We start from the raw sequence: 14,774 nt of genomic DNA, 5'->3' as shown, positions 1-14,774 counted from the left end.
CTTTCAATAGTAAAGTGCTCACAAAAGTGAGCACTATTTTAGTTACTTATTAAAATAAGTCTTTATCGCATTACAGATGAACGTAATTTGTTCTGCTGTTAATGCTGGATAACTGGGTAAGTTAATCCCACGTCCGCTTAACGATTCGGCCACAGGGAAACTTTCGCTGCTGAACACATGCGGCATAGTATGTGCTGGCGGGAACAGTGGTCGTGTTTCAATGCCTTTTTCTTTCAGATAATTACGTAAACCAACGCGCTCATCAGCCTCATCCAGCAAAATTGAACACATCCAGTAAGTATGGAAGTAACCTTCAGGTTCAGGCTGTAAATGCAGTGGAAGCCCAGCAAGCTCTCTGGTGTACTGTGCAGCAATTTCACGCTTACGTGCGATAATCTGGTCCGCCTGTTCCAGTTGCGCCAGACCAATAGCGGCACAAATGTTAGTCATGCGGTAGTTGTAGGCCAGCACATCGTGCCAGTATTCACGAGTTTTCGATACGCCTTGGCTTTTGAGATGACACGCGCGTTCATGAACTTCGCGATCACGGCACAGCACCATACCACCTTCACCTGTGGTGATAGTTTTGTTCCCAAAGAAGCTAAAAGTTGCGACATCGCCAAACGTGCCAACGTGTTTACCATTAAAGCGTGAACCAAATGCTTCAGCGCAGTCCTCGATCAGGAAAAGGTTGTGCTCTTTACACAGAGCCACAACAGCATCCATTTTGCATGACAGACCATATAGGTGAACGACCATGACTGCCTTAGTACGAGGTGTAATGCGCTTACGTAAATCCTCAACATCAACGTTCCATGTATCGGCCTCTGATTCACAATAGACGACCGATGCACCAGTTTGCACTATGGTGTTGACAGATGCGATGTAAGTCAGAGTAGGAACAATAACTTCATCCCCTGCACCAATCCCTAAGGCTTCCAATGCCAAGTGCAATGCAACTGTGCCGTTGGCTACGGTAGTTGCATATTCGCATCCCGCATAAGCGGCAAAAGCACGCTCAAATTCCGAAATGAACTCGCCACGTGATGAAATCCAAGTTGTATCTATGCATTTCATCACATATTCTTTTTCACGGCCGTTCAGGCTCGGTTGATATACCGGAATCATGCTCATAACGAGTCTCTTTATTCTACGCTGACGTTTACAGTGTATCCGTGGGATTTTAACAAGGCATGTTGCTGAGCATTTTTCAGATCATGATCAACCATTTCTTTGATCATTTCGTCCAGCGTTGTTTCTGGTGTCCAGCCAAGACGGGTCTTGGCATAAGTCGGGTCACCTAACAGGGTTTCAACCTCTGCCGGACGGAAATAGCCAGGGTCAACTTTGACGATAACATCCCCTACTTTCAGCGCAGGCGCTTTGTCACCAGTAATGGCAGAAATAACGCCCACTTCATCTACGCCGTGCCCTTTAAACTCGAGTTCAATACCGAGTTTAATAGCAGACATACGAATGAAGTCACGTACGCTGTGCTGTACGCCAGTTGCGATAACAAAGTCCTCTGGCTGCTCCTGCTGCAACATCATCCACTGCATTTTAACGTAGTCACGCGCATGACCCCAGTCACGCAGGGAATCCATGTTCCCCATGAACAGGGTGCTTTCCAAGCCTTGGGCTATATTAGCTAAGCCCCGGGTAATTTTACGTGTTACGAAAGTTTCGCCGCGACGCGGTGATTCGTGGTTGAACAGGATCCCGTTACAAGCATACATGCCGTAAGCTTCACGGTAATTCACGACGATCCAGTAAGCGTACATTTTAGCGACAGCGTAAGGACTACGCGGATAGAAAGGTGTAGTTTCTTTCTGCGGGATTTCCTGAACTAAACCATAGAGTTCAGATGTAGACGCCTGATAGAAACGTGTCTTTTTAGTCAGACCAAGGAATCGAATGGCTTCAAGCAGACGCAAGGTACCAATCGCATCAACATCTGCCGTGTATTCTGGTGTTTCAAAACTGACAGCTACATGTGACTGTGCACCCAGATTATACACTTCGTCAGGCTGAACCTCAGAAATAATACGCGTCAAGTTAGAAGTATCAGTCAGATCACCGTAATGCAGCTTGAAATTAACATTCGACTCGTGCGGATCTTGATAGATATGGTCTACACGCTGGGTGTTAAACTGTGATGCACGGCGTTTGATCCCATGCACTTCATAACCTTTTTCCAGCAAAAACTCTGCGAGATAGGATCCATCCTGACCAGTCACACCAGTAATCAGGGCTACTTTCTTTTTCACTATCAAATCTCCGTATGAAAAGACTTTTAAAACTTAATCAATGAATCAAGAGTGCGAAGTTCACGCTGCAGCAACTCGCTATCGCCTCGGGTTTCCACATTCAGTCGAAGTAATGGTTCGGTATTCGATGTTCTGACGTTGAATCTGAAATCAGCAAATTCAAAGCTCAAGCCATCCGTAGTATCGAACTGCTCACACTTATCAAAGTAATATTCTTTTATGCGTTGTAATACTCCTTTTGCATCGTGCCCCTTATGGTTAATTTCTCCACTACAAGGATATTGACTCATGCAGTCAGATACTTTTTGAGAGAGCGTTTGTGAGGATAGGGACAATAACTCGATAATTTTTAACCACGGAATCATGCCGCTGTCACAGTAAGCGAAATCACGAAAATAATGATGCGCGCTCATCTCACCGCCGTAAATCGCATTTTCCTTACGCATACGTTCTTTAATAAACGCGTGCCCAGTCTTTGACATCACAGGAATGCCACCAGCCTTGGTCACCACGTCAATTGTGTTCCAAGTTAAACGTGGGTCGTGGATGATTTTCGCTCCTTGCTCTTTTTCCAGGAACGCTTCTGCCAATAAACCAACGATGTAATAACCTTCGATAAACTCGGCATTTTCATCAAACAGGAAACAACGGTCGAAGTCACCATCAAAGGCAATCCCTATGTCAGCCTTATGCTCGCGAACAGCGTCAGACGTGTCTTTGCGGCACTCTGGCAACAAAGGGTTAGGAATACCGTTGGGAAAGTTGCCATCAGCTTGATGATGAACTTTGATGAAAATGACAGGTACGTTGGCCTTTTGGAAGCGCTTCTCAATCTCGTCAATTACATGACCAGCAGCGCCGTTACCAGAGTTGATCACCAACTTCATTGGTTGCTTAAAATGTGCAAAGTCAATGTAGCCCATCAGATGATCGACATAAGCATCTAGCACCGAAATTTGCTTATAGGCACCGCGTTTCTCTTCATCCACGGCAGAAAATTGATTAGCTTCAGCTAATCGTTGTATGTCAAGCAGGCCTGTATCACCGCTGATTGGACGAGCATCTTCACGTACAATCTTCATACCATTATAATTCATTGGGTTATGGCTGGCTGTAACCTCAACTCCACCGTCCATTTGCAGATGGAACGTAGCAAAATACACTTCTTCGGTGCCGCTTAAACCAATATCAAAAACGTCGGCACCTGAATCACGCAGCCCATCAGCCAAAGCCAACTTCAGCGCTTCACTAGTCAAACGTACATCTCCACCCACGATAATACGCTTCGGCTTTAAATATTCACCATAAGCACGCCCAATACGGTATGCAATATCTTCGTTTAGTTCTTCACCCAGTTGGCCGCGAATATCATAAGCTTTAAAGCAAGTTAAACTCTTCATTGAAACCTCAAAAATTAGCAACGTCCGTAGTGATCTTTTATACGAATAATATCATCGTCCCCCAAATAGGAACCAGATTGAATTTCAATCAGTTCTAGCGGGATATTGCCTGGATTCTCTAATCTGTGGATAACACCAATAGGGATGAATGTTGACTGATTCTCGGTGATCAAGAATGTTTTATCACCTGTGGTCACTCTTGCCGTTCCTGCAAGCACAACCCAATGTTCAGCACGATGGTGGTGCATTTGTAATGAAAATGCTTCCCCTGGATTCACAGTAATACGGTTCACATTGAAGCGCTTTTCTGCAACCAGAATGTCACAGCGCCCCCAAGGACGATACACTTCCCGGTGACGACGGTACTCAGAACGTTTGTTTTTCTTCAAGTGTTCTACGATCTTTTTGACATCTTGAACTTTAGACTTATCAGCAACCAAGACGGCATCTTTGGTGTTCACTATCACCAGATTCTCTACGCCAACCGCAGCGACTAACTTATCATCAGTATTGATGTAACAATCGCGGGAATCATGGAGGAAGGTATCACCAGTTAATGCATTACCGGCAGCGTCTTTCTTGCTGACTTCCCACAATGCCGACCAGGAGCCAACATCACTCCATCCGGCATCAAGAGGAATAACCACCGCATCATGCGTTTTTTCCATCACAGCATAATCAACCGAATCATCAGGACAAGCCGAGAACGCTTCACGATCAACATTGATAAAGTTCCTATCACATTCGATGTTATCGAGAGATTTACGGCAAGCCTCGAGAATATCCGGACGAAATTTTTCCAACTCTTCCAGATAACGTTGCGCTCGGAACATAAACATACCACTGTTCCAATAATACTCTCCGGTTTCGATATAATTTTGCGCAGTTTCACTATCAGGTTTTTCTACAAACCGCTTAACCGTCGAAGCGTTACCTTGTACACGCTCTCCACGCTGGATATAACCATAACCAGTCTCTGGCCCGGTAGGGACAATGCCAAAAGTCACCAAGCTTTTATTCGCCGCAAAAGGAAGTGCTAAATCAATTGCGCTGTGAAACGCATCAATATCATTAATGATATGGTCCGCAGCCAATACCAACATAATCGGATCATTACCCTGAGCAATCGCATTTAATGCAGCCAACGCGATCGCCGGAGCAGTATTGCGCCCCATTGGCTCTAAAATGATGTTGCGTGATAGCATGTCAATTTGTCGGAGTTGCTCGGCAACCATAAAGCGGTGGTCTTCGTTACAGATTACGACAGGTTCACTGACATCAACACCATCAAGCCGCCTCAATGTTTCCTGCAGCATCGAATGGATGCTATGCAAACGAAGAAACTGCTTTGGATGGAGCTCACGCGACATTGGCCATAGCCGGCTGCCAGTGCCTCCTGCCATAATTACGGGTAGTAACATTTTTTATCCTTCATTACACTAAGCTAAATAGCTTCTAGTAATACAATCACTTAATCAAAACATGTCAGTTTCAGCTTTTGCTTTCAGCCTCAAATCGTTGATTGTTTTTTATCCCATTTGCTTTTTAATAAGTCATGCATGGTTTTAGTTTTTGCAAGCGATTGAGGCCTACTTAATCACACGACTGATATACAATTTATTCAAAGTCCAAAAACCATCTTGAGAATCTTCATGGCTAAAAAAGCACGCTACCGCCCTTGGCTCGACAGCTACCAAAGGACTGAAGTGAATTATAAATTTCAAAGCTTTTCCCAATATTTTCAGCAAGTTGTGACTTTTAAACCTCGCCGTATCAGAGTTCACTCAATTGTCATCCAAACCATTTATATGTATCAATGGGACAACATTTTTGTGGCACATGCTATCACCTTAACTATCAAAACACCTGTACATTATCGGTTTTTTCAGCGTTGCCCCCCAATCTCATGCTCGCTTTCCGAGCGATAAATTTTGAGCAGTCATAAAAATCCATGAATATTAATCAGTTGATTACTTTTAATGTCTAAGCGCTAGATGAGTCAATTTCATAGTTTCTCCGCTGCAAACTTCCCCAACGAATGGCCATTTTAAGGGTTGTGTGTGGCAAAAGATCACTCCAAACGCTGTTAAGCACTCCTCTAACTTATAGGCACCAATCGGGTTAGGGTATCGCAAGGGCATGGTAAAGAAACATTTTCATTGACAAAAGAAAAAATTATGAAAGCCACAAGATACGTTCCGACTTCAACTACAACACCCGTCTTTAATAATCCAAAAGTCAGCACACACAGCTGGATGGTAATTCTGTTCATCAGAGAGTCAGCACAAAAATAAACCTAATAATCAATGCACTAAGCCCCCCTGCCCCCAATGAAGCGAGATGGCATTGTACAAGGATCTGTTACTATCTGCTATCGGAATACAGGCAATAATGGGTAAACAGACGGATAGAAGCATAAACTATGTGGTAGCCTCATGGGTCTGGCTTATGCCAATCCCAGATACCGTACAGAGTTCCACGCGTTGCAGTGATTCCTCGGTCATGCTTGACAAAGCCTACGTTTTTAGCAGGATGATTACGTAAGAGTTTACTCACTTAGATATCGTATCCACTATTACCAAGTAAGATCAGGCACAAATAAACACTATGGGCATAGTAGTCCCCTACTATGCCCATAGTAATTTCTATAATTCACTGTCTTATAGACCACCCTCAGAGCATCACGCTCTTTGCCCAAGCACTACATAGTCTTTATAAAATTGTTGCCATATTCACTGAAAACCCAACAGTGAGAATAATCAGGACATCAGATTAGATTTAGCTGATGGCAATTTCACCATCCAAGTTGGTTTACTATACACTCAGCGGATAGGCTGCTGCCTTCTCAAGATATGGCGTGTTTGCCACACCATCAAATACTTTGTTTTCTCTGAAAGAATCACTCTTTCTGATGCAACATATTTTTGTTAACAGTAACCTTTCGGATTCTTCCTCTGCCAGTTCCAAGTGTCGCGCATCATGGCATCAATGCCACGCTTCACTTCCCAACCAAGTTCCTGCTTGGCCAGCTTGGCGTCAGCCCAGAAAGCCGGGAGATCGCCATCACGGCGTGGCAAAATCTGATAAGGAATAGTCACTCCAGAGGCCTTCTCAAAAGCATGCACCATATCCAGCACAGAATACCCAACACCTGCACCAAGGTTATAGGCTTTAAAACCAGAAATTTTTTGCAGGTGATCCATCGCCACCAGGTGGCCTTCTGCCAGATCCATGACATGGATATAATCGCGCACACCGGTACCGTCTTTGGTTGCATAATCACCGCCAAAAACCCCTAGTTTTTCTAGTTTGCCGATCGCCACCTGAGCAATGTATGGCAAAAGGTTATTCGGGATGCCATTAGGATCTTCACCAATCAACCCTGACTCATGAGCCCCAACCGGGTTGAAGTAGCGCAAGGCAATAATAGAAAACTGTGGATCTGCCTTGGCGAAATCTTGCAAGATCTGCTCAACCATCAGTTTAGAAGTGCCATATGGGCTGGTTGTGCCGCCGATCGGCGTGGTTTCGACATAAGGCACCGGTGAGTTGGCACCATATACCGTAGCGGAAGAGCTGAAGATAAACTGGTGCACACCGGCACGACGCATTTCATCCAGCAAAACTAGCGTGCCGGTAACGTTGTTCTGGTAATACTCTAAAGGCTTACTAGTCGATTCCCCTACCGCTTTCAGCCCTGCGAAGTGGATCACCGCAGAAATCTTGTGACCATCAAAAATGCGGTTCAAACATTCGGCATCCTGAACATCGCCCTGGTAAAATATCGCCGCTTTGCCCGCTAGTTGTTCAACACGCTGCAGTGACTCTTCAGACGCGTTCGACAGATTGTCTAACACCACCACGTCCTCGCCCCGCTCCAGCAATGCCAGAACGGTGTGGGAACCAATATAGCCGGCACCGCCGGTGACTAAAATTGCCATGTGAACTCCTTGCTCGCGATCTTGGCACTAAAAATGGGAAATTCTTCGTCTATTCTAGCCACCGAGTTAACAATAGTACTTAACTAAACTCAAAATTTCTGGTGTGGTAGAAAATTTTGGCCAACAGAAAACGGCAGTGTGAATGCTTGAGTGTATGTTCGCGAACACTCAAACCAGACTCACACTGCCGTTATCAAGAGCAAAATAACATCACCCTATAATAAACTCTAGCCGAGAGTAAATATCAAAAAATGTCCATACTTAGATAACTCAATCAATGTTCACTGAAAAAGAGCTCAAAAGAATTTATAGTGTTAGTTCACTAACAACAAATATACATAACCAAAATAAATCAGAACTTATTATTTAAAATATTGAATAATAGGTTTTAGAGATGCATTAAGAAATTACTTAGTAAACTCTTGTTGCACTGTATTTTGAATGCCCTTTTCCAAAGTAACAGGTGCTATAAAATTTGTTTCCGATATGTGAATTGATTTAAACTGAGTACGAGCGCAGAATTTTTTCACTCGAATGTAGCTGATAGGAAATTCTTTTCCTGTTATTTTTGACAAGAAGTCCAGAAAACGACCACCTATAAGGCCAAGAGCAAGAGGTATTCTTATATTGCTCTTATTTCTCCCTAGTGCATTGCAAATAACATTAGTTAACTCATTCATAGTAAAATCAGGCTTATCAACATAGTTAAAAACATGACGCCCTGTTGATAACAGCATAGAATGTTTTAAAAAAGCTGCCACATTATCTACATACGCCATAGATTTCTCATTATTTCCCGGACCTATCATTAAAAAACGTCCCGTAGCTATCTGTCTAAACAGATTATAAACATTGCCACGATTATTCTCACCAAAAACGACAGTAGGTCGAACAATAACTAATTTATGTTCCAAACTTTTTCTTTGCCAAAGATCGTAGACCTTTTCAGCATCTAGCTTTGATTTCCCATAGTCATTAAACGGATTATAATCACCATTTTCAGTAGTCTCTTCCTCAACAAACCCATATACAGCGACTGAAGAGGTAAAAATAATCGTTTTTATATTAAGTCGTTCTGCAGCTGTACAAACATTCTCAGCACCTTTAACATTAACATCATAATATAAACTAACTGGACTGACATTATCCTTATGTTCAGCAGCTAAATTTATGATTACAGATGAACCGGAAAGAGCGCCGTCAAGTGATTCAGGCTTTGTAACATCTGCATAACGCCACTTATCCGAAAAATCGACACTTTTGCTCTTATCAAGGATTTGAAAATCAATATTACTTTCACTAAAAATCCTAGCAAGTCGCGTACCAATAAAGCCTGAACCACCGATTATACTAACCAATCCCATAATAATTACCCTCTCTTTTTAAGAGCATTTTTCATATACTGTAAAAAATAATAAGCTGATTTATTAACTGAAAAGCTCAGTTCTTCTCTATATATATTCCATTGCCAGCGTGCAGCCTTAATTTTATTTCCTGACATTGAGGCTGGTGACAATCTATAGCTTGCAAGACTCTCCTGTATGCAGTATGCTCGTTGCACTTTATTTAATATATCCAGCCACATAACATAATCTTCGTGACCGATCTTTTTTTGATATATCTTTCCTATCTTCTGCGCATTGTATGCGCCTGTCAGATTACCGATAAAATTACTTTTCAGCATATCTTCAAAGGTTATAATCTCTGGTGACTTTCGTTTATTAACCTGCTTTTTGTCTGGACCACTGAAAGTAATGTAATGGGAACATACAACATCCCACCCTTGAGCAAAAAATTTTTCTTGTTTCTCTAGTTTTTCACAATCCCAAAGATCATCACTATCCAAGAAAGCCACATATTTTCCAGATGCTGCTTCTAAGGCTCTATTACGTGAAGATGCTACCCCAAGATTAGAGTCATTCTTCATGTATACTATTCTATCATCAGAGAATGAGCGAATTATACTTTCTGTTGAATCTTGTGAATTATCATTAACTATATATAGCTTAAAATCGGTTAATGTTTGAGTTAATATAGAATTAATGCTGTCAGAGATAGTCTTAGCCGCGTTATAAGCAGGCATTATTATTGAAAACCTTTCTCTGCCTAGTGCATTTTCATTAGCTAAATGTAACATATATTCTCTCCATGCTATTCGAACTATCTCCTACATAATTACTGAAGTCATGAATAAACTTCTCTCGCTCACCATTAGCAATTAGCTGAAGTTTTTCCTCAAGTGAACGTGCATCGAGAGTCAAATTATTAGCACCTATTAGTTTATTAAAATCTATAGATATACCTCTTGAGGATAAGTATTCCTCTATATCAGGCGTATAGAAAATGATAGGTTTCTGTAGTGGGTAAAACTCAAAACAACAACTGGAGTAATCCGTTATCAAGCAATCATACGAATTCATAAAGCAGATCATGTCACCGACATCATCCTTAAGTATATTTATATTTTCCAGCGTATCAGTTTCGACCTTACCCATATCAAAAGGATGCAATTTAACATCTATCGATATTTTTTCTATTTTATTTACCACAGCATTCAAGTCGCTTAAAGTCTGAGTAATTAATGACTTATCATGTCGCCATGTAGGCAAATACAACACTTTGCACTTTTGATCTTTAACTTCTCTATTCTTATTACTTAACATTTCTCTATAGGCTGCATCCAGTGAAGGAGTACCTAAATATTTAACTTTCCGACCCTCTTGGAACCCAAAAGAATGAACTAATGTAGTGCCTAGAAACGAGTCAGAGGTAACAAGATAATTGTAGGATATTGCTATGCGCATCTTATAGTAATTAAAATATATAAGATTTAAAAAATTTGATTTAAATGGCTTCGAGTCCTCTTTACAATTTAACAAAATATTCTTTAACGGATATCCATGCCATAATTGAATACGCGTAGAAAAAAAACATGTAAGTGGTAAACCACCTAAACCATGAGTTAAAAACAAATAACGGCATCTTGCCAAATGTACTGAGAGTTTTACATAAGACCAAAGGCTTATATCCTTTAAGTGAATAAAACTCACATGGGGATTCTTCTTAATATTAAGATAGTAATCATATAAATATTTTACATTCCCTTTCTCTCCCTGAGGTGAAAAAAAGGAAATTTTTTCTTTTTTAAAAAACCGTAAAGGAATACATAAAAGAAGGAAAAACATATCGATAGATAATTTAGTAAAAAAGCGGAATAGTTTAGCCATTTACGCTGCAATCCTAAAAGGAGTAATATATTAACAAACCATCACTTCCTTATGAATTTATATAAGGATGAAAGGAGTCCGAATGGCATGAAGCGTAGTATAATATAGTGAAGCTTATACTTAGCAAGTGAATGAGAAAATGAAAAATGTTCACTCTTTTTATGTAAATTGAAACTAACATTATCATTCATTTCAATACAATTGTAAAGAAGATGTATAATGTTTTTTGTTGCAAACGACTTTAAATATGGGGTATTGCTGTCAGCATTAATTAGAGAGTCAAGCAGCGTTATTATATATCTAGACTTAGTCGGCCTTAAATCTCTTGAGTTATTTTCAGTACCTAAATGATACTCGTGTACACATTTTTTTGAAAAAACCGTCACACAGTACATTGCAAGTAATGAGCAAAAACTTACGTCTTCAGTATGAGTGACACCAGCTGGATATCTAATTTCAGGATGCTTCTTAAGGTAGTCATTTCGAATACAAAAAGAAGATACATGACATGGGAATGAGCCTGGATGATATGATGCAATATAGAAGAAGTTATTAATAATTCCATCTTGAAATGAGTTAGATAAAATTGAATTAACCTTTATTGCCTCAGACTTTTTACCGTTACCAGTTACTCTATAATAGTTACAGCAATAAAAATGTGCTTGAGGATACTTTGAAATTAAATAGTCAAAGTGTTCTAATGCATCAGATAGATATATGTCATCAGCATCCAGAAATAAAAGGTGCTCTCCTTTAGCATATTCAATACCTATATTTCTTGCAACAGAGACACCTGCATTTTCTTGGTGATAGAGTCGTATTCTATCATCACTGATAGAATTAACTATTTCCGGACCTGAATCTTTAGAACCATCATCAATTACAATTATTTCAAAGTCACTATATGTTTGTTCTAGTAGCGAATAGATAGTATCTTTAATATGTTTTTCTTTATTATATAATGGTATTATAATTGAAAATCTCACATTTTACCTCGTAATGATATATGTACTTAATACTATAGATGGGGCCGTAACTAAAAAGACAAAAATCCTACCTATAAAAATAGATAAGAATGCTGAAATGAAATCATTTTTCTTTTCAATTGCTATTGAAAGCGCAGGGTCAATTTTGAATGTAAGTAATATCGTAGCAAAAGCATTAATAACCCCGGACATTTGAGTGATCATTACTTTATGTGATGGTGATATAAGTGCAAAATAGAAAGTCAAAAAAACACCACACGCATGGATACTATAAACAAAACAAGATATCATGAAATATTTTTTGTGAAAGACAAATTGACCTAGTTCAATCTTATCCAACTTATCATCGTCTTTGTCTTTTAAAACGTGAAAGATGCTTTTGAATAGCTTTCCCTTATTAATATAAACAGTGATAAATTTTATATAGAATATACTGATAGATAATTTATAAATATATACAATCCATCCAAGTAAAGCAACAAAAAAGTAAGATATCAATATACATATTATATATTTCTCTGGAGAAAAGTCAGCATCAATCATTAAACCGACTAATGGCATCAATAATACTGAAAATAACCTTGTTAAGGTAAAGGTAGCATTTTGTATTGAATAGCCAATAGCATTCTTATTTAAGAAATAGCCTGCTACACGGCTAAATTGAGAGACAAACTCAATTAGCAACATCATTCCATATAAAAATGGGATTACAAAAAAGCTCCAATAATCGTAGATAAAACCCATATTCCTTCCTGTAGCCCTTAACATATTTAATGACTATCGCATGGTATCAAAATTTATTCTTACATATTATGTTTGAGAATTAATTTTAAATATAAAATATCTTTTTTAAAAAAATATTAAAGATTATAACTTAGAGAGTTTTTTATCTTCTTTCATTAATTTTAACATCTTAAGCCCATACAAGCCTAATGCTAACGACATCCATGGTGATGTAACAGTAGTTGTACTAAAGAAAAGAATCTGTATGACAGATGTAATTAATATCGAACTATATATGCAGCTTTCGCTATTTTCTATAGAAACTTTTTTTAAGCAAAACAAAAGCAATGCAATAGCAAAAAACCAACCAATAAAGCCAGACTCTAAAACTATCTGGGCCATATAGGCATTCGGTTTTAAAGAGTCTACATCCTGTGAGGCTAAAAAAGTTATAGAATTTAGATCAAATCCTAACCAGTCCATAATTTCAAAGATCCTACTCCCCCCCTCACCTATACCGACTCCAAATGGGTATAATACACCTCCAGTGTAACCGGCAAGAACTGAAATCAACCTAATGCTACCAAAATACTGAATGTCATCTATGGTAAAATGATCCTTTACCTCCATATAAGAATCAAACATATAAAGTAATCTTTCCGAGATAAAATACCCTAGGCTATCTGATACAGATATTAGTATAACTAAGAAAAAGGAACCAATAACCACTATTAATAGTATTTTTTTTGCTTTTATTTTTATATTATAAATAAAAAAATAAACAAATAAATTTATTAATATTAAGAAAAATAATGTGCCACTCTTATTTAAGAAAGATACAATAATAAGAGCAAACACAATAAATACCTTACCTGAAAATGAAATTTTATTATTGACATTAAAAAGATATGGCGTAGATAGCATACAAATAAATAAGCACAAAAGTAAATAAATATATTTTGCGGAGTGTGCAGGTTCAGAATACAATGCACTTACCCCTCTAACATCACCATAGAAACCTAACTGCCAGCGCTTGATAATAATACCCAAAATAGGGTTAAGCGCAGAAGATATTGATGCTGGTGATAGTGCTTGAATAACTGAAATAGTAAGAAAAACCGAACAAAATAAATATAAATGATTGCACTTGAGATTGTTAAAATTAATATAGAAATAATAAAATATTGCAGGACCTAGCATATAGAAAAAGTAAACGAGTATATTACTTGGCTTATTACTCATACCAACCATTAATGATGGCAATAACAATAAGAAAAAAGTAATCATATAGGCCAGGACTTTGTCAACAGTTGCTTTTCTAAGAATCCACAAAGAACCTAGGAGAATAATAAAAACACCAATTACAGGTTGAATTTCGGCACTTATGAACGGAAGAAAATTAAAGGAACAAAAAATAGAGAAAAACAAACACACACTAAAAAGCCGATTTCCACTTTGCGTATACATTAACTCAATCCTAAGTATAGGGCACGCTAATTATTACCTTCTGCATTAACTAAAACTACATATACCTAAATATTCATGACTATTTGTTACATTTCATCCACATCAGCCTTTTTAACACTAAAAGTCCCATATACCCAGTTATGATACTCACTCGGAATCAGGATTAATTATTATTTCGTTTTTCCTATAAAAAATCACATCGCCAAAATTATAACGTCCATATAATGAGTCTATTATCGGCTTGCACCCTTCTTCTAAACTCATAATATTTGGATTAATAACTTTAGTACTATTCCGTATTTTAGTTTCAATTGCCCCCGGGCACAGAGTTATCACTCTGTATCCATCATTAAACAGACCCGATGATAACTTTAACACCCCAGATTTTGCTGCACAGTATGATGTCCAGTTACTATATGAATTAAATGCTGCCGTTGATGAAATATTTATAAGAATACAATTACCATTTCTTATAAGAGCTTCTCGTGCAACTAAGTATGCTCCAATTAAATTTACTGATATGTCATTAATCCATTTTTCAGGCTCTGAGCTAACAACACTAGATTCATAGAGAGTCCCTGCACAATTTAATACCACATCGAATTTTTTATTATTAAAATACTCATGCACAGATGCAATTGATGTTACATCTAACTTCTCTCTTGTAGCTAACTCAATGTCAAAATCTTGGCTTACTTTACTATTGATATATTGAGCCAGATCACTACCCGCACCAGTAATTAACAATTTCATCATTGCCTCT

12 protein-coding genes are annotated in these 14,774 nt (G+C 38.6%); all 12 read right to left on the bottom strand.

Annotation, left to right across the window (positions count from 1 at the left end):
- Nucleotides 1–42: 42 nt before the first annotated feature.
- A complete protein-coding gene (locus ACX9GT_RS08810) occupies nt 43–1,134 on the bottom strand; it encodes a DegT/DnrJ/EryC1/StrS family aminotransferase (protein WP_473190726.1) in 1,092 nt (363 codons plus the stop codon).
- 11 nt (nt 1,135–1,145) lie between these two features.
- Nucleotides 1,146–2,270, bottom strand: a complete 1,125-nt coding sequence (gmd, locus tag ACX9GT_RS08805; protein WP_473191541.1) for a GDP-mannose 4,6-dehydratase — start codon at nt 2,268–2,270, stop codon at nt 1,146–1,148.
- 23 nt (nt 2,271–2,293) lie between these two features.
- Nucleotides 2,294–3,667 carry a phosphomannomutase CpsG gene (gene cpsG, locus ACX9GT_RS08800; protein ID WP_473190725.1) on the bottom strand — a complete coding sequence of 458 codons (1,374 nt, stop codon included), beginning with the start codon at nt 3,665–3,667 and terminating at the stop codon, nt 2,294–2,296.
- A 14-nt stretch (nt 3,668–3,681) separates the two neighbouring features.
- Nucleotides 3,682–5,088 (bottom strand): mannose-1-phosphate guanylyltransferase/mannose-6-phosphate isomerase, encoded by a 1,407-nt coding sequence (locus tag ACX9GT_RS08795; protein WP_473190724.1) that lies wholly within the window; start codon nt 5,086–5,088, stop codon nt 3,682–3,684.
- 1,506 nt (nt 5,089–6,594) lie between these two features.
- Nucleotides 6,595–7,608, bottom strand: coding sequence for a UDP-glucose 4-epimerase GalE (gene galE, locus ACX9GT_RS08790; protein ID WP_473190723.1), 1,014 nt, complete (start codon nt 7,606–7,608; stop codon nt 6,595–6,597).
- Nucleotides 7,609–8,015: 407 nt separating this feature from the next.
- Nucleotides 8,016–8,972, bottom strand: coding sequence for an NAD-dependent epimerase/dehydratase family protein (locus tag ACX9GT_RS08785; RefSeq protein ID WP_473190722.1), 957 nt, complete (start codon nt 8,970–8,972; stop codon nt 8,016–8,018).
- A 5-nt stretch (nt 8,973–8,977) separates the two neighbouring features.
- Nucleotides 8,978–9,745, bottom strand: coding sequence for a glycosyltransferase (locus ACX9GT_RS08780; protein WP_473190721.1), 768 nt, complete (start codon nt 9,743–9,745; stop codon nt 8,978–8,980).
- Nucleotides 9,729–10,835: a CDP-glycerol glycerophosphotransferase family protein gene (locus tag ACX9GT_RS08775; RefSeq protein ID WP_473190720.1), complete on the bottom strand. Its 1,107-nt coding sequence runs from the start codon at nt 10,833–10,835 to the stop codon at nt 9,729–9,731. Before ACX9GT_RS08775 ends, ACX9GT_RS08780 begins: the two co-directional genes overlap by 17 nt.
- A 41-nt stretch (nt 10,836–10,876) precedes the next feature.
- Nucleotides 10,877–11,821, bottom strand: coding sequence for a glycosyltransferase family 2 protein (locus tag ACX9GT_RS08770; protein WP_473190719.1), 945 nt, complete (start codon nt 11,819–11,821; stop codon nt 10,877–10,879).
- A 3-nt stretch (nt 11,822–11,824) separates the two neighbouring features.
- Nucleotides 11,825–12,565 carry a lipid II flippase family protein gene (locus tag ACX9GT_RS08765; protein ID WP_473190718.1) on the bottom strand — a complete coding sequence of 247 codons (741 nt, stop codon included), beginning with the start codon at nt 12,563–12,565 and terminating at the stop codon, nt 11,825–11,827.
- 123 nt (nt 12,566–12,688) lie between these two features.
- Nucleotides 12,689–14,011 (bottom strand): hypothetical protein, encoded by a 1,323-nt coding sequence (locus ACX9GT_RS08760; protein WP_473190717.1) that lies wholly within the window; start codon nt 14,009–14,011, stop codon nt 12,689–12,691.
- Between the two features lie 147 nt (nt 14,012–14,158).
- Nucleotides 14,159–14,767 (bottom strand): SDR family oxidoreductase, encoded by a 609-nt coding sequence (locus ACX9GT_RS08755; protein WP_473190716.1) that lies wholly within the window; start codon nt 14,765–14,767, stop codon nt 14,159–14,161.
- Nucleotides 14,768–14,774: the final 7 nt, after the last annotated feature.

The organism is Serratia sp. YWN4 (assembly GCF_055790845.1).
The sequence above is the reverse complement of the archived record's forward strand: the minus strand, read 5'-3'. Positions and strand labels throughout refer to the sequence as shown.